At 41.2% G+C, this 17354-nt stretch carries 16 protein-coding genes; 12 read left to right on the plus strand and 4 right to left on the minus strand.

The features are described from left to right. Positions 1-286: 286 nt before the first annotated feature. From ACSFVZ_RS00205 to ACSFVZ_RS00220, 4 genes are all read left to right on the plus strand, one after another. Positions 287-994: a hypothetical protein gene (locus ACSFVZ_RS00205; protein ID WP_435557889.1), complete on the plus strand. Its 708-nt coding sequence runs from the start codon at positions 287-289 to the stop codon at positions 992-994. Between the two features lie 21 nt (positions 995-1015). Next, positions 1016-1519 carry an RNA polymerase sigma factor gene (locus ACSFVZ_RS00210; RefSeq protein WP_135922773.1) on the plus strand — a complete coding sequence of 168 codons (504 nt, stop codon included), beginning with the start codon at positions 1016-1018 and terminating at the stop codon, positions 1517-1519. Between the two features lie 4 nt (positions 1520-1523). Further along, a complete protein-coding gene (locus ACSFVZ_RS00215) occupies positions 1524-2096 on the plus strand; it encodes a hypothetical protein (RefSeq protein ID WP_435557890.1) in 573 nt (190 codons plus the stop codon). 482 nt (positions 2097-2578) lie between these two features. Next, the gene (locus ACSFVZ_RS00220; RefSeq protein ID WP_281547202.1) at positions 2579-4651 is read left to right on the plus strand and encodes a M13 family metallopeptidase; all 2073 of its coding nucleotides are present in this window, start codon (positions 2579-2581) and stop codon (positions 4649-4651) included. A gap of 533 nt (positions 4652-5184) precedes the next feature. On the opposite strand, the gene yjgA is transcribed toward ACSFVZ_RS00220, so the two are convergent. Continuing rightward, entirely contained in the window at positions 5185-5706 is a 522-nt protein-coding gene (gene yjgA, locus ACSFVZ_RS00225; RefSeq protein WP_135922769.1) for a ribosome biogenesis factor YjgA, read from the minus strand. 137 nt (positions 5707-5843) lie between these two features. On the opposite strand from yjgA, the gene pmbA reads away from it, so the two are divergent. Together pmbA and ACSFVZ_RS00235 are read left to right on the plus strand one after the other, a co-directional pair. Continuing rightward, entirely contained in the window at positions 5844-7181 is a 1338-nt protein-coding gene (gene pmbA / locus ACSFVZ_RS00230; protein ID WP_281547203.1) for a metalloprotease PmbA, read from the plus strand. A 129-nt stretch (positions 7182-7310) separates the two neighbouring features. Then, the gene (locus tag ACSFVZ_RS00235) at positions 7311-7727 is read left to right on the plus strand and encodes a VOC family protein (protein WP_135922767.1); all 417 of its coding nucleotides are present in this window, start codon (positions 7311-7313) and stop codon (positions 7725-7727) included. 536 nt (positions 7728-8263) lie between these two features. Here the strand turns inward: ACSFVZ_RS00235 and ACSFVZ_RS00240 are convergent. Further along, entirely contained in the window at positions 8264-8920 is a 657-nt protein-coding gene (locus ACSFVZ_RS00240; protein WP_135922766.1) for a LiaF domain-containing protein, read from the minus strand. A gap of 329 nt (positions 8921-9249) precedes the next feature. On the opposite strand from ACSFVZ_RS00240, the gene ACSFVZ_RS00245 reads away from it, so the two are divergent. The 3 genes from ACSFVZ_RS00245 (at position 9250) to ACSFVZ_RS00255 (ending at position 10499) form a co-directional block, all read left to right on the plus strand. Further along, entirely contained in the window at positions 9250-9819 is a 570-nt protein-coding gene (locus ACSFVZ_RS00245; protein ID WP_281547204.1) for a BON domain-containing protein, read from the plus strand. 57 nt (positions 9820-9876) lie between these two features. Next, positions 9877-10035, plus strand: a complete 159-nt coding sequence (locus tag ACSFVZ_RS00250) for a YqaE/Pmp3 family membrane protein (RefSeq protein ID WP_064971745.1) — start codon at positions 9877-9879, stop codon at positions 10033-10035. Between the two features lie 254 nt (positions 10036-10289). Further along, positions 10290-10499, plus strand: coding sequence for a hypothetical protein (locus ACSFVZ_RS00255; protein ID WP_135922764.1), 210 nt, complete (start codon positions 10290-10292; stop codon positions 10497-10499). Here ACSFVZ_RS00255 and ACSFVZ_RS00260 read toward each other — a convergent pair. Further along, the gene (locus ACSFVZ_RS00260; protein WP_135922763.1) at positions 10484-12511 is read right to left on the minus strand and encodes a methyl-accepting chemotaxis protein; all 2028 of its coding nucleotides are present in this window, start codon (positions 12509-12511) and stop codon (positions 10484-10486) included. The two genes, ACSFVZ_RS00255 and ACSFVZ_RS00260, sit on opposite strands and share 16 nt — an antisense overlap. 123 nt (positions 12512-12634) lie before the next feature. On the opposite strand from ACSFVZ_RS00260, the gene ACSFVZ_RS00265 reads away from it, so the two are divergent. Further along, on the plus strand, positions 12635-13405 hold the full coding sequence (locus tag ACSFVZ_RS00265; protein WP_435557891.1) for a Rossmann-fold NAD(P)-binding domain-containing protein: 771 nt from the start codon (positions 12635-12637) through the stop codon (positions 13403-13405). Here the strand turns inward: ACSFVZ_RS00265 and hutC are convergent, their stop codons facing one another. Then, positions 13406-14113 carry a histidine utilization transcriptional repressor HutC gene (gene hutC, locus ACSFVZ_RS00270; RefSeq protein ID WP_281547205.1) on the minus strand — a complete coding sequence of 236 codons (708 nt, stop codon included), beginning with the start codon at positions 14111-14113 and terminating at the stop codon, positions 13406-13408. Between the two features lie 138 nt (positions 14114-14251). Here hutC and hutI point away from each other — a divergent pair, with 138 nt between their 5' ends. Then, positions 14252-15493: an imidazolonepropionase gene (gene hutI / locus ACSFVZ_RS00275; protein WP_435557892.1), complete on the plus strand. Its 1242-nt coding sequence runs from the start codon at positions 14252-14254 to the stop codon at positions 15491-15493. 121 nt (positions 15494-15614) lie between these two features. Further along, positions 15615-17288 carry an EAL domain-containing protein gene (locus ACSFVZ_RS00280; RefSeq protein ID WP_435557985.1) on the plus strand — a complete coding sequence of 558 codons (1674 nt, stop codon included), beginning with the start codon at positions 15615-15617 and terminating at the stop codon, positions 17286-17288. The last annotated feature ends 66 nt before the right edge of the window (positions 17289-17354 follow it).

Raw genomic sequence — 17354 nt, forward strand, 5'->3', positions numbered from 1 at the left:
GGACTTTTTTGCTTAAGAAAGAAACACAATTTCAAATAGATAGTTAAATTAAACACCTCTTATAGACCCAAAATTTTTTTATTAGCTTTACTAGCTTAATCTCAAAAATTTCTACACCTCTTTTTTATCCTTAAAATTCAACGAAATAAAATTATTTTTTTTTAAATATTTTGTCAGGTTTTTTGAGTTTGTCTCGTCTATAGCTGCAAATGACACGAAGTTGTTCTATTTGGTGGTAGCGATAGGCAGTGTCTTATGTATCTATTTTTACGAAAAGGACAAACTCATGACGACTACAACATCAACTGTGAATACGCTAAAACTTGATTCAATGAACGCACCATTTAGTGATGCTACTCTTTGGTTAAAAGAAGGATGGGGGCTATTTAAAAAAGCACCGTTTAAACTTTTCTTACTTATGACGCTGTTCGCTATTGTACCTGGTGTGGTGCAACTATTGCCTGCACCTACAGGTTTAACCGTATCAAAATGGTTAGCGCCTATGCTTATGGCAACGGTATGGCCTTTGTTGTTTAACCTGAATAATAACCAGAGATTTTCATTTAGGCACAATGCAACATGGGCGAAGTGGGGCAGGGTTGCGATTTGGTCTGTTGTGGGTATTTTACTGGCGCTGGTGCAATTTGCTGTTGGCAGTGCTTTGATCGGTAGTGAGCAGTTATCGGCATTATTGTCTGGTCAGTTTGTTGATGTTGAGCGCTGGCGCGTAGGGGTTATGTTTGTATCAATTGTCCCTATAAATATGCTGCTTATGTTTGTGGTGCCCCTGTTACTTTTAAATAATGCTTCGCTTATTTCAGCTGTAAAAGAAAGCATTACAACCGCATTAACGGTGATTAAACCATTAAGCATACTTTGTTTGATTAATATGCTCGTTACCTTTACTGCCCCTTATAGTCTTTTACCTATGTTGTTGGTAGGGCCGGTATTAGCATGTACCTACTTTTGTGCCTATAATCGTTTGTTCAAATAATAATAAAAACATGGAAGTACAGTGAAAGCTGATGTTCAAATAAACACATTGCTGAATGAATACGCGCCGCTGTTGGCGCGTGTTGCTGCAACCTACGAGATCAATCAAGCGCTACAAGATGAGCTAATTCAAGAGATGTCGCTGGCTGTTTGGCGCGCTTTTGAAAGTAATGACTCATCACCCGATGTTGCCTTTCGTGGCGATGCCAGCATAAAAACCTATATTGCCCGAATAGCTCACAATAAAGCGGTTGATCATGTGATTAAAGAGCAAAACTGCAAAGAGGTGGCCAGCTCTGAAAGTATTAATTACACCCACGCCTTAAGTGCACATAAATCACCAGACGACAGTTTAGATTTAATGGCTGCCCTTCGTAAATTAGCGCTGAAATACCGGCAGGTGCTTGCTTTACAGCTTGAAGGGTTTAATCAAAATGAGATAGCTCAAACGCTGGGATTGTCTGAAGATGCAGTTGCTAAACGTGCAAGTAGAGCAAGACAGCAACTTGCGAGCCTAATGGAGTAATAAAGTGGATAAATTCGAAGCAGATGATCAATTAGCCAAGTGGCAGCAGGCATTCGTGCAGGCAACCCCGAAAGTGGATAGCGCGGCGTTAATTGCACAAACACAAAAGTCGCGAACTAAGTTAAAGCTAAAAGGTTTAATCGACTCTTTATTAGGTGTTGTGGTAACCGTATTTTGTATTTACGCCATGTTGTTTGAGGCAAAAAATACCTATGAAACCATTATGTTTGCGCTATTAGTGCCTATTCCTCTAGGTTTTGGAATTTGGTCATACCGTTTAAGACGAAAGCTTTGGCGAGCAGAAACACTAGACGTCAATGCAATGCTTAATTTTAAAGAAAACCAGCTGAAGCACCAAGTTCATTACTGGCATGTGAGTTTTATTGGCTGCGTTGTGCTTTGGTGCGCTTTGCTAATCGTTGCCTTGTTTAATATGGTTATGTTTAAAACATACAGCCTATGGCTTATCCAGCTTGGCATTAATGGCATTATCGTACTGGCTGTTTATATACGTTATAAAAAACTAAGAGCACAGCTTGCTAAAGCGCTAGAGAGTATTCAAGCAATGCGTGGATAATGCTTCTTGACGAGCCGTTCCTAAAACTTATATAACGTGTTATTCAAATAATAATAAAGGATATATAGATGGAAGTTTTATACAGTATTTTGTTTTGGGGATCGCCTGTCGGCTTGGGTTTGTTCTTTTTCTTATCATGCACGGGGGCTGGGGTGCTTTTTTGGGGGATTGCACAGCTTAAGAAAGCTTCATCTAATTAAAAAGCTGATGTGTGAAAACATCGGCTCATAACGACTTCGACTTGCGAAATATACGCTAATTAAATGAGTTGTTAGGAATACCATTACGGTCTTCACCTTATCGCTTTTCTCCCTCTCACCGCTCAGATATGCCGCTTATCTTTTTTTGATAAGAATTGTTACATATTCGGTTTTATTGTTTTGGTTGAGAGGTTTATTATGGAGAAAGCGAAAAACTAATGATTAATTAGGTTTGCTAGTTTTTCGATAAATACATCAAAAAATAATTAGTACGGGACTCCCATGAAAAAAGTAACACTTACCGCGGCAAGTATTGCACTAGCCCTCGGTCTTGTTGGTTGTGGTGAAAAAGAACAAGAAACTAAAGCACCAGCAACTGCGGCCGTCACTGAAGCAAAAGCACCTTTAAATTCAGGTATTGAACTGGCGAACATGGACAAGTCTGTTCGCGCACAAGATGACTTTTACTATCACGTAAACGGCGAATGGTTAGAAAAAACAGAAATTCCGGGTGATAAATCAAACTATGGTTCATTCACTCAGCTTTATGATGATTCGCAAAAAGCGATGAAAGAAGTGCTAGAAAAGGCAGCGACAAACACTAATGTTAAACCGGGGTCAGATGAAGCTAAGTTAGCGGCGTTCTATAACAGCTATATGGATGAAGCAGGCCGTGAAGCGGCTGGTATCAAACCATTAACGCCAGTACTTGCAAGCGTTGATGCAGTAAAGAGCAAGCCTGAGCTTGTTGCTTTAATGGCTGAACTTCGCATTAAAGGTGGTAGCTTACCATTTGGTTATTATGTCAATAATGATGCAAAAAACTCGAGCGAATACGCGATGTATGTTTATCAGTCTGGTTTAGGTTTACCAGATCGTGATTATTATCTAAAAGACGATGAAAAATTCACAAAAATTCGTGAAGCTTACCAAGCATACGTTACAGCTATCTTAAGTAAAGCGGGTGTAGCAGATGCAGAATCTGCGGCTAAAGCTATTATTGATCTTGAAACAAGCATTGCTGATGCGCAGTGGAGCCGTGTTGAAAGTCGTGATGCTACTAAATCTTACAACAAGATGAGCGTTGCAGATGCTAACAAACTTACTGGCGACTTTGACTTTGCAGCTTACCTTGATGCGTCAGGTATTAAAACTGAAGAGGTAATCATTCGCCAACCTAGTTACCTAGAAAAATTTGCAGGTATCTACAAGGATACAGACTTAGCAACTTGGCAGAATTACCTTAAGTTCCACTTTGTGAGCAACTACGCTGCACTATTAGATAAAGAGCTTGTAGATCTTAACTTTGATTTTTACAGCACAACGCTTCGTGGTGTGACTGAGCAATCTCCGCTTTGGAAAAAAGCAGTTGATGCATCAAACGGTGTATTAGGTGAAATGCTTGGTAAAGTATACGTTAAAGATAACTTCCCACCTGAAGCGAAAGCGCGTATGGAAGAGTTAGTTGATAACGTAATTAGAGGTTACGCAGTTGCGATTGAAAACCTTGAGTGGATGAGCCCAGAAACAAAAATCGCTGCAAAAGAAAAGCTTGATAAGTTCACGCCAAAAATCGGTTACCCAGATAAATGGAAAGACTACTCAGCACTTGAAGTTAAAAGCGATGATTTAGTCGGTAATTACATTCGCCACAGCGAATGGGAGTATGCCGATATGATTGCTAAACTAGGTAAGCCAGTTGATCGTTCTGAGTGGCACATGACACCACAAACAGTAAACGCTTACTACAACCCAGTGAACAACGAAATCGTATTCCCTGCGGCTATCTTACAACCGCCATTCTTTAACCTTGAAGCCGATGACGCTGTTAACTACGGTGCAATCGGTGCGGTAATCGGCCACGAACTTGGTCACGGTTTTGATGACCAAGGTGCGAAATACGATGGTGACGGAAACTTACGTAACTGGTGGAGCGAATCAGACCTTAAACAGTTTGAAGAGCGCACAGGTCAGCTAGTTGCTCAGTATAATGAATATAAGCCGTTTGAAGATGCTAGCGTAAATGGTGAGCTAACATTAGGTGAAAATATTGGTGACTTAGGCGGCTTAACAGTTGCCTATACTGCTTACCAATTATCACTTGGTGATGAAAAAGCGCCTGTGATTGATGGTTACACGGGTGATCAACGTTTCTTCATGGGATGGTCACAAATTTGGCGTCGTAAATACCGTGACGAAGAGTTACGCAACCGCCTAATGACAGACCCGCATTCACCAAGCCACTACCGTGTAATCGGTATTCTTTCAAACATGCCAGAATTCTATCAGGCGTTTGATGTGAAAGAAGGCGACAAGATGTATATCAAACCAGAAGATCGCGTAAAAATCTGGTAATTGATTATCGATTTAAAAAGGCTCTGAGTGAACGCTCAGAGCCTTTTTTGTTTTAGGAGCAGAAAGCTTTTAGCCGTCAGTTTGAAGCTGAACTAATGGGGTATGTTAGTACTGCGTTCATTTGCTGTTATGGTGGTGAGCGCTAGAAAGTCGCGCAAAAATATATTCACAAAGAGAAGTGAATGAGAAGAGAAAGAGTAAACCAAAAAGATATCTTAATTTATTTCTCTTTAGCGCTGCGTCTCTTGGCCTCTTTGTGAAAATTACCTAAGTCTGTTTGCACAAAGAGAAGTGAATGAGAAAAGAATGAGGGAACCACAAGATCATTTTTTACTTTCTCTAAAGCGCAGCGTCTCATGATCTCTTTGTGATAATTTGGTTTTCTCTGTGGTTCAAATATGTTTTTCACAAAGAGAAGTGAATGAGGAAAACAAAAAATATTTTGTTTACCTCATCAGCCAAGCGCCTCAAAATCTCTTTGTGCGATTAAATGTCTTTGCTGTAGGCGTGATATTTATTTCGCGCGAAGGAAATTAAACCATAATCGCATCTTTAAGATACTGGAATAACTCTTTGTACGCTTTGGCTGGCTTTTCAGCTTTTACTTCTTTTGCGGCGCTGCGTACTAACTGGCGCATTTTTTGGCGCTCAAGAGAAGGGTATTGATCAATTGTTGAATTGATTAGATCGTCACCTTGTTTGATTAAATCATCACGTAGCGTTTCGATTTTGTTCATCAAAACATCCGCTTGGTTGTTTTTGTTGAGCATAATATCGATCATCGCTTGGATTTCATCAACGTTTTCAGTAGTACGTAATACTTTTGCGATATAGTTTAAGTTACGACGGTAAGCATCGCTCTTATCACTTACTTTATCAGAAACAACAAGGGCTTCTTTTAAATCGTGATTGAGTGGTAAGCGATCGCGTTGCTTTTTCGGCATTTTCGCGATTTCAGCACCCAAACCATGATATTGCATGGCTTCACGTTTTAACTCGCTTTTTGATACGTAAATAATTTCTTCTTCGATAAGTGGCTTTTTCTTCTTCGCCATAAGGATGCTCATTCAGTAAACTTAACTATTCGCTATTATACGTCATTTAGTTAATGATTAATATTAGCTGATGCACGTCTCGCAGTGTGTTAGCATTCGCTACACTATAAAAAATATCAGAACCTAGGACACACAAGATGAAAGATCCTATTTATCAACACATTTCTGAAGTGAAAGACGCGGTAAGCGAAGTACTTGAGCATGCAAGAAAGTTGGGTGCTACTGCTGCAGAAGCGGCGATGTCGAGCACGTCAGGTTTGTCTGTTAGTACGCGCATGGGCGAAGTTGAAACAATAGAGTTTAACCAAGACGGTGGCTTAGGTATTAGTGTTTATGTGGGGAATAACAAAGGCTCTGCTTCAACGGCTGATTTAAACCCTAAAACATTACGTACAGTGGTCGAAAAAGCCATTGATATTGCTAAATTCACTTCAGATGATCCATACAATGGTATCGCTGATAAAGAACTGCTTGAATTCGCACCACTTGATTTAGATCTGTATCACCCGTGGGAAGTAAGCCCAGAGCAAGGTATTGAGCTTTGCCATCAAGCAGAGCAGGCGGCACTAAACGCCGATGAGCGTATTGTAAATTCAGACGGTGCGAGTTTTTCTTCTCACCAAGGTTTGCGTGTTTATGGCAACAGCCATGGCATGATTGCAGGTTACCCGCGCACGCGTCATAGCATTAGCACCATGGTGATTGGTAAAGATGGCGAGCAAATGCAGCGCGATTCTGCTTATACCGTAGCGCGACATAAAGATGATTTAAACGATGCTGCAAAAGTAGGCCTCGAAGCGGCAACAGAAACATTGGCTAAGCTTAATAGTCAAAAGCTAGGTACTATGAAAGTGCCAGTTATCTTCAGAGCAGATATTGCCAACTCACTATTCGGTCATTTAGTGTCTGCGATTGGTGGTGGCGCGCTTTACCGTAAATCGAGCTTCTTGCTTGATAGCTTAGGCACAAAAGTATTTAGTGATTGTGTAAATATTTCTGAGCGTCCACATTTATTAAAAGGCTTAGCGTCTTCACCATTCGACTCGGAAGGGTTAAAAACTATCGACCGTGAAATTATTCAAGGTGGTGAGCTTCAAACATATCTATTAGCAAGCTACGCTGCACGTAAACTGTCTATGACACCAACGGGTCATGCTGGTGGTATTCATAACTGGTTAGTTGAGCAAACTCATGCTGACTTAAAAGCACTCTTAAAAACTATGGGCACAGGTTTACTAGTAACCGAGCTTATGGGTCAAGGTGTGAACACTGTAACGGGTGATTACTCACGTGGCGCGGCGGGTTTCTGGGTTGAGAATGGCGAAATCCAATACCCAGTCAGTGAAATCACAATTGCTGGTAACTTAAAAGATATGTTTAAAGCGGTAGTCGGTTTAGGTGGTGATATCGAGCGCCGTGGCGGTATTCAAACCGGCTCTGTATTGATTGAACAAATGCAGGTTGCTGGTAGCTGATTCATCAATAACTACTCAATTTTTAAAGCCTCACGTTTGTGGGGCTTTTTTATTTGAAAAAGTGCTTTACCTGAACTTAACTTGAGGTTTTATCTTGATGGCAGTTTAAAAATAAAAAGGAAAACTACCATGTATTTAGAGCACGTAAACCTTGTTGTTAGTAATGTTGATGCCATGCTGCACTTTTATAAAGCCGCATTCCCACATTGGCGGGTGCGTAGCCAAGGTGATAGCACATGGTCAGGCAAGCCGCGTAAATGGCTGCACTTTGGTGATGATTACCAATATCTTGCACTGAGTGATAACGGTGAAGACGAAAACCGTGATTTAGCAGGGCACCAAGTGGGCCTTGCTCATTTTGCTTATGTGACAAACGATATTAATGCCGTAATTGAACGTTTGGTTGACGCTGGTTATGAAATAGATAAACAGGGTCCAGAAAACCCCTATCGTAAAAATGTATATTTTATCGATCCCGCAGGTTTTGAAGTTGAGTTTGTAGAGTATTTCAGTGATATACCGAGTGAGAGAAATAATGACTTGTAGCTAGAGCTGTCAGCTTTTAGCTGTCAGTTTTGAGCCGAGCGGTGTTGTTTTAGGCCTTTACCAAAGGCCTGCCTCTTAAGAGGTACTTTAGTGCTGAAAGTATTTGCACAAAGAGAAGTGAATGAGAAGAGAATGAGGGAACCTCAAGATCATTTTTTACTTCCTCTAAAGCGCAGCGCCTCTTAACCTCTTTGTGCGATTAAATGTCTTTGATGTGGGGGTGAAGTTTAGTGAGCTTTCAGCTGTCAGTTTGAAGCCGAGCGGTGTTGTTTGTAGGTCAGGTATTGATTGATGGAATAGCGTTGTATGTAAGATGCGTCAAGCAAGCGTGACGCCTACGGTGTAGGGGCCTTTTAACGCCGAACAGCTTTACTTTATTCACGGCTAAAGCTGTTCCCACGTTTGACGTAGGCGTGAAATTTATTTCGCGCGCATTCTAGTAGGTCGTGCTTTAGCGCGTCATTGGTGAAACGTATGCAATATCTTGTCGCCATAAATGACGACCACATTAACATAATCGCAACTCGCAACTTTTACTACATCTTATTCATCTCTTTCCAACTGGCTTTTAGACTGTTGGCAAAGCTGATGAACTTTTCTTTCATGGTACGTTTAACTGAAATCTCGACTGAGCCTAGCCATACATTACCTTCAATGGTAATGGTTGGGCCTTGGCCTTTATTTAAGGCGACTGATCTGTTCTCTACACTGCCAATAACGCTGAACAGCTTTGATACCACATTGACATGTTCTGGCACATAGATTTCGTCGTTACCTAAAATACAGTTCACGTAAATAGTGACATGTTGGTGCTGGAAAATCGCTTCGCTAAAATCGAGCTCAATTGAACCTAAGCAGTTTGTAAGGTGAATTTCTTTTGGCACTACCCACTGGCCGCTGCGCTCATTTGAACCCAAAATACTACGAAGCTGCAGACTTTCGTTATCGCTGCTGTGGCCATAATGAGGTTTAAATTGCGCATGCTTTTGCGATTTGTAGTCAATATCAGCTTTAAGCTCTAAGTCCGCAACAAGTTCAACGAGTACTTCGTTGCTGGTGGCTTCCATTGCTTGGTCTAAGCGGCGTTCAAATGCTTCAGCTGAAATAACAGCATGACTGTAGTTATAAATGAGTTGATCAATTACTTCTTCTCTTACTTGATCGATTGGGCGATCTTCAAGTTTAACGGCCATGGTAGTTCCCTGTTGTGATTATCAAAGTGATTTTTATGTTATTCGTAATAAAGCAAAGCTTAGGCCAAATTTTATTTTATTATAAATCAATATGTTGTGTTTTATAGTGTCAACGTTACTTAGTTAAATTAACCACAGATTAATAAAATCAGCAACTAAATGGTTATTTTTGCAATATAGTGAACTTCTTACCGAGCAGCCTGTAAATCTTTACCGAATTGAATATAAATAGTCGCTGAATGAGGGTTTAAGGTATTGAAATTAAACAAATAAATAGTTGGCATCATAGTCGCATTGGTAAAAGTGTCTTAAATCAAAAGGAGAAGATTATGAACACTTTTAACAAATCTATGATTGCCGCTTTAGTAATTGGTGCAACAACAAGTATGTCAGCTCAGGCAAGCAGTTGGGAAAATGAAAGTAAAGATGCTTGGATTGATGGTAAGGCAGAAACTGTGCTTCTTATGAACACAAACCTTAACAACTTTGACATCAACACTGATGTAACGAATGGCAAGGTTGTACTTACAGGTAAAGTTGATAGTGAATTAGATAAAGAGCTTGCTGAAGAGCTTGTTCTTAGCCTGGATGGCGTTAGCTCTGTTGATAACAAACTAACGGTTGTTAAAAACATGAAGGCTAAGAAAATGAAAGCAGATAAAGCTGATTCAACTGAAAGCGATTTAACAGATGCGAAAATCAGTACTGTAATCACAACACGTTATTTATTTAACTCAGAAGTAGGTGGTACAGACATCGATGTTGATACCGATAACGGTGTAGTAACACTTAAAGGTACTGTTGAGTCTGATGCTGAAAAGCAATTAGCAATCAGTATCGCTGAAAACGCTGAAGACGTTCGCAAAGTAATCGATGAATTAACGATTGTTGCTGAATAACAGCAAGCCTAAATTAGCCCAGCTTTGGCTGGGCTAATAGATTTCAAGGAGTGAGTCATGGATTTAATACGTATTATTTTATCGGTTTTAATTCCACCTCTTGGCGTATTTTTACAGGTAGGTTTAGGTGCGCAGTTCTGGATTAATATTCTTTTAACCTTATTAGGGTACATTCCAGGTTTGATTCATGCTGTGTATATCATCGCTAAGCGATAATTACCTCATTAATCAGCAAGGATGAGTCAGGGAACACAGCAAGGAGCAGCTGTAGGAGTAAAGGACGATAAACCGCAAGGAGTTTACAGTATGGACAATGTAGCACAGCAAAAAGGACAGCAAGGAAGTAACAAAGCGTTATGGAGTAGCGCACAATGGCAACGCTTTATGGATAAAGTGAACGGAGATGACAGCAAGGGATAAGCTCAGGCTTGGAGCCAAACAGGATGAAGCTAGCGTAAGGAGGTGACTATATGGAACAAGTACAAACGCAACCAACACAAGGATTGACCGACAAAGGAGTTGCTTTATGGAATAAGCAACAGTGGCATGAATTTATGGAACACGCGAAAGCGGTTGCGCCACGATTAACAGGGAAGGCTGACGATAAAAACCCGATGTCATCTTCAGGTGACATCGGGTTTTTAATAACTTCGGCAATTTATCTTTATAACTTAAACTGATTTACTGTCTTATTTAAAGACGCTGCCAATTCATTTAAATCACGTGCTTCATCTGCCAATTCATGAGCATGATCCGCAGTGCTATTAACAAGGTGGTTAATAGCCGCCAGGCTATTATTAATATCTTCTGCAACCACAGTTTGCTGTTCTGTTGAAGTCGCAATTTGATGACTCTGATCTTGTACATTTGTCACTGATTGCGCGATATCTTGCAGTGCTTGCAATACAATTTGCGTTTGCTCAACGGAGCCTTCAGCACGCTCTTGACCCTGTTGCATCATAGTTGATGCTTGTTGAGCAATTTGCTGTAAGCGACTGATCATATTTCGAATATCATCCGTTGATTCTTGCGTTCTGCTTGCTAGTGAACGAACTTCGTCAGCCACAACAGCAAAGCCTCGCCCTTGCTCACCGGCTCGTGCCGCTTCAATTGCTGCATTAAGTGCTAGTAAGTTAGTTTGCTCTGCAATTGAGTTGATTACGTCGATCACAGCGCCAATGTTGCCACTTTCTTGTTCAAGACCTGCAACTACTTTAGATGCTTCGCCGATGTGGCTTGCAAGCGCAGTCATTACTGACTGAGCTTGTGTAGAGCGCTTAGTGCCATCGACTGTAATGGCTTGCACTTCTTCGGCTGCATTATTGGTATGCTGCGCATTACGTGAAATTTCGAGTACTGTAGATGCCATTTCAGTAACAGCGGCACTTACACTATCAACTTGTTGTTTTTCTTGCTGAATTTCATCATTGGTTTTTTGCGATACAATTTTCAGCTGACTAGCTGCTTGGCTCAGCTGCTCTGCTTGCGCGGCTGTGTTGAGCATCATTGCACGTAATTTATCGATGAAGGTGTTCATATGATGAGCAAGCTGGCCAACTTCGTCCTGACTATGAATTTCAATTTTTTGTGTTAAATCGCCATCGCCTGATGCGATATCACGCATGATGTAAGTCAGTTTTGTAAGAGGTTTGGTGATCATTTGCGTGGCCCAAAAGATCATCGCAATGATAATCGCAAGGATGATGATTAATGATGTAGTGGTTGTCATCACCGCATCGTTAACTGGCTCATCAATCATGCTAGTTGGGATCAAAATCCCGACATACCAATCAAGATATGGACTTTCTAGTTCAAGGCGATTGTATACAACGTAATATTGCTCACCTTTAAATGTGACATAGCTGCTACCATCTTTTTGGCTTTTCATCGCGCGGTTTAATTCGCTAAAGCCTGATGTGTCGCTAAATTGTTTTTCGAGGGCATCTAAGCCTTCTTTACCATTAGGGCCTTCGTCAGTCACAGATAATTTATGGCCAGTACGCTCAGAGAAGTGAACAACCTTTTGATTGCCATCTAGCAAGAAGCCAAAACCTTGGCCATTAAAGCGAATGGCCTCAACCATGTCGTTGATATTGTTGAGCTGTAAATCAACCCCACCAAAACCAACAAGTTTGTTTTGTTTATTATAAACTGGCTGTTGCACAACCGCTGAGGCATTACCTGTGGTTAAATCTACAGAAATAGGGCCAACATAAAGTTTGTTGATCTTTAAAGCATCTTGCCACCAACCACGTTTATAAGCGTAATAAGGCTGGCCATTGTAGTGGGTGGTTCGCTCGTTTTCTTTAAAGTATTCGCCTGTTGTTGCTGATGCAAAGAAGGCCGATAGAATGTTGTCATCGTTACCACTGATACGAACAAAATCTTGATTAACGTTGTCGTATCCTGGTTGGTTATCAAGGCTTTGATCACGTTTAGTCCAGTTGTCAAACCAGTTTACTAAGTGCGGATTTGTTACGAAGGTTTCAACAACTTTACCGTATTTAGCAAAGTAACCTTGCATTGACAGTCGTTCGCTTTGTAAGTAGCTATCAGCTTCGCGTTGAATCGCTTTGCGAGATAGGTCAGCAATATGATTAACAAAGAAACTAGACGCGATGATCAGTAGTACACTAATCGTCCCGCCAATCAGCAGTAATATTTTTTTACGTAAAGAGAGATTGTTTAACATAGGTGCACGTATTTTTATTATCGGTTAGAGTTATCTATCTAATCATATTTGCGCTTAAATCGCTACTTTGCAAAACGGTAGTTATTAATAAAATATTACAAAATACATAGGGTAAGTTACTAAATGGTTGTGAATGATAATAAAATGGTAGTGCTAGGTGCAGGTTGGTTGGGGCAAGCTCTTTGTCTTAAGGCAAAGGGGTTGGCGTGGCAGGTGCAGGGGACACACCGTAGTCGCGATCACGAACATGACTTTCAGCGTCAGTTTGCACTTGAAGATGGTGTACTTAAACATGACGTATCACTTGAAGGAGCATGGTGGGTGTGTGCAATTCCACCGCGTAGCCGCAGCTCAGAAAGTAATTATTTAGATACATTGCAAGCTGGGCTTGAACTTGCCAAACACCTAAATTGTAAAGGCTTTATTTTATGTTCTTCGACAGGTGTTTACCCAACTGACAATGGTTGTTACGACGAAAGCACAGAAATTAACTGCCAATCAGCACGCCAACAAACATTATACGATGCGGAGCAATTAGTGCTAAATGCGGGTGGCAAGGCATTGCGCTTAGCGGGACTTGTAGGCCCCGAACGTGACCCAGGTAAGTTTGTTGCAGGTAAAGAGCTTACTAGCTCAAGTCAGCAAGTGGTGAACATGGTACAACAGCAAGATGTAATAGCGGCGATTTTTTCAGTGCTTGAAAACTGGTCTAACGCCAATAGCATTTATAACGTTGTTAACCCAGCGCATCCAACAAAAGCGGACTACTACCAGCAAAAATGCTCTGAACTGGGTAATCAACCACCCACCTTTACAAGTCATGAAGCTGGCGAACGTATCATTGATGGTTCGACTATTGAGGCGCTGAACTTTCACTATCAATTGCCAATTTAATTACTTTTTAAAGGTTAAGTGACCGCCGAGTCTGTATTTACTACCTGGTGAGACTAAGCGTGCAAAGCTTACAATGCCATTTGCTGACCACGTTCGGCGGATCACTTGCAAACAAGGCTCTTCATTGTAGAGATTAAGCCATTCGCACATTTCTTGGTTAGGCATAATCGCCTCAACCGTATGTCTGGCCTCAGTTAATGGCGCACTGGTTGATAAATACTCATGGGGGGTTAGGCTGTGGAAATCTTGTTGTAAGTAATCTTTTGCCAGAGCCGGGTTCACAAAGCGCTCTTCTACTTGCAGAGGTTGCTCGTTCTCGTTGTGAACGATGACGCTACGATAAACATGACTGTCTACATCAACGCCCAATGCAATTGCAATAGGGGCAATTGCACGTATTGATTCCATCACTAAAATTGTACAGCTGTAATCACTGTTACGAGCTTTAACTTCATCAGCGATGTTTTTAATTTCGAGCAATGATGATTGTGACTTAAAGCTTGCTACAAAAGTCCCTTGGCCTTGGCTACGAGTTAGTATACCAGCGTCTGTAAGTTCAGATAACGCGCGTCTGGCCGTCATGCGGCTAACCTGAAACTGGCTGGTTAATTCGTTTTCTGAGGGCACGCGGCTATTTTCTTGCCATTGACCCGATCGAATGTTTTCCAAAATATATTCTTTTATTAGCGCAAACTTAGGGACGCTCATTGTGAAAGTGCACAGGTAAGTTAACAGTGTGTAACAAGGTGGCATAATTTTCTTGTATATACAAGATGAGTTGTTAAACTTTAAGCTAATTTGATTAGGCGCTTTAAAGCTCGCAGCAGATATAAGTATAGGTGAAAAATGCATACAACGAACGATAGCCAAATGCACTGGGATTTAGTGATCACAGATGCCAATATTGCCACCATGGATCCTCAAGTTGATGCGCCTTACGGTGCTATAGAAAATGCAGCGATCGCAGTAAAAGAAGGTAAAATTGCTTGGTTAGGTTCGCAAGCTGACTTACCAAACTTTGATGCATTAGCAACACCGACTATCTCAGCTAAAGGGCAATGGTTAACACCGGGATTAATTGATTGCCACACTCACTTAGTGTTTGCCGGTAGCCGCGCTGAAGAGTTCGAGCAACGCTTGCAAGGTGTCAGTTATGAGCAAATTGCTGCTAATGGCGGCGGTATTGCAAGTACAGTAAGAGCAACGCGCGCAGCAGACCACGAAACCTTATTTGTCAGTGCGAAAGAGCGCTTAAATGCTTTATACGCAGAAGGCGTGACTACGGTAGAGATCAAATCTGGCTATGGTCTTGACTGCGAAAACGAAATTAAGCTACTCGAAGTGGCTCGCTTATTAGGTGAAAATCATCCGGTTGATGTTAAAACCACATTTTTAGGTGCTCACGCATTGCCACCTGAATATAAAGGCCGTAGTGATGAGTACATTGATTTGGTTTGCGGTGAGATGCTTGACCGTGTTGTTGAAGCTGATTTAGCTGATGCGGTTGATGCATTTTGTGAAAATGTCGGTTTTAGTAACGAGCAAACTCGCCGTGTATTTGAAGCGGCTAAAAAGCACAACTTACCCGTTAAGTTGCATGCTGAGCAGTTATCTAATCAACATGGTGCAGAACTTGTTGCTGAATTTAATGGCTTATCAGCCGACCATATTGAACATTTAGATGAAGCAGGCATTCAAGCAATGGCCAAAGCAGGCACTGCGGCAGTGCTGTTACCGGGGGCATTTTATTTCTTACGCGAAACAAAATACCCACCAATTGAATTACTTCAGCAGTATCAGGTGCCTATTGCTATATCAACCGACTTCAACCCAGGAACTTCACCATTGTGTTCATTGCATTTAATGATGAATATGGCCTGTACTCTTTTTCGTATGACACCAGAGCAAGCGCTTGCAGGTGTAACACGTAATGCCGCCAAAGCCTTGGGTCTTGATGATCGAGGTGTATTAAAAGTGGGGGCACGCGCTGATATTGCTCACTGGCAAATATCCCACCCTGCGCAATTAAGTTACCAATTCGGCGTAAATAAACTGTTAAATCTGTGGATTTTGGGTAGACTTAGTTAGAAGTTATTTTTACGTATTTTTGGATTAGATGTCATTGATTGCCAGTTTAGCGAGTAACGGTGTAGGGCTCGTAAATTTAAGTAGTGATGCAGTGCCAGTGTTTTTAGCAGGCTGTGTTTTTATGGCAATGATTTGTGCGTTGTGTGTCACTCGTCATCCAATACTTAGACTCAGTTTAGTTGTTAATGGTGTGCTGGGGTTGGCAATCCTCAGTTCCGCTATTCCTTGGTTAATCATTTTATTAGCAATGAGTCTTTGCTTTCATTTATGGCAAGCTTTTCGAACAAATAACTGGTTAGCGATTATTTTTACTGTCGCTGCGGCGATTACGTTTACAGTAATGTATTCTGCCCACTTATTGCTCGAAACTTCCGCGTATTGGCTAGTGATTTCAGTTATTGTTTTATCTGTGTCTGGCTTTTTTAACTTTGAAGAACCAGAAGAAAGTGAAGAAGTCATAGTTGATACTCCTTACCATGATGAAATAGACAGTACTCCACTAACTGGCTTGCCAGATCGCAGCGATTTACGACGTAGCTTTGCTAGCTGGGTTGAAGAACACTCGCATAACTGCGCCCTTGTTATGCTGCGTTTAGAGGGATTTGAAAGTGTTAACCAGCATATAGGTCGGGACTTTGGTGATTTATTACTTGCTCAGTCTGCTACTCGTATTAAACAGCAATTAGACAATGATGCAGTGCTTAATATTAGTAGTGGCGTTGGCAATATAGAAAAGCTTGCTCACTTAGGTGGATTAAATTTTGCCTTCATTTGCTCTCTTGAGGAGCAAAAGCATTTGCATGAGCAACTTATAAGTCAAATAAAACAAGTGACCTTAAAACCCTTCAATGTGGCAAATTGCACTATTGAGGTGAAAGTGCGAGCTAGCTACGTTACCTGTAATGAGCCTGAATACAGTTTTGAAAACCTTATTTCTTTCGCTAACCTTGCACTTGATTCAAACCCAGATCGGGCTATCGTGCCATATCATCCGCAAATGATGATTGAGCAGCTAGAGCAGCAAGCAAGGCTACGTGAGCTGGCGCACTTAGATTTTGCTAGTGAGCTTGAGTTGTATTTTCAACCAGTGGTTCGTAATAGTGACAACAAAATAGAGTTTTTAGAATTGCTGTTACGCTGGCAGCATCCAAAACAAGGGATCTTAGCAGCTAACAAGTTTATTGATGATATTCGTGTTGCGGGCCTTAGCTATCCGGTTGCTGCTTATGTGATTGAGCGAGCAGCAGAGCTTGCTATGGCATTACGTATGGAAGGCATGCAGCTGCCACTCAGTATTAATGTGTTTGGTCCTGAGATGCTACATGAAGAGTTTATTGAATTTGTAGACCGTATTGCCACCGAGCATCATTTAGAACCCGGCGCTTTAATTATTGAATGCCCGCTTGATCTATTTATGAGCTTGGATGATCAAGGTAAAGCCATGGTTGCAAGGCTAAGTAGCATTGGTATTAAACTGTGTGTAGATGGATTAGGTGATACCCCTGTTTGGCTATCTAAACTACCAAATTTGAATGTTGAGTATGTTAAAGTTGCAGCATCGCTTACCGCAGATTTTGCTCACCAAACTCAAATACGTAGCCTCGTTTCAGGGGTGGTGGCTATGCATAACCAAAATAATGCTAAAGTGATTTGTGAAGGGGTGGAAACCTTAGAGCAACTTAATTTTATTAAGTCATTAAACACCTATGCAGCGCAAGGTTATTATTTTAATTACCCGCTTAGTAGTGTAGGTATGGTGTCATGGTTAAAGCAATGGCATTTAGAGCATCAGTAATGAAGCTAGCGAGTTTCTAGGGGAAAGTTAGCGAGCTGTTTGACTCGTTACATTGCGTTTTATCTT

The sequence above is a fragment of the Pseudoalteromonas nanhaiensis genome (genome assembly GCF_051235485.1).
GTDB classification, from domain to species: Bacteria; Pseudomonadota; Gammaproteobacteria; order Enterobacterales; family Alteromonadaceae; genus Pseudoalteromonas; species Pseudoalteromonas lipolytica_C.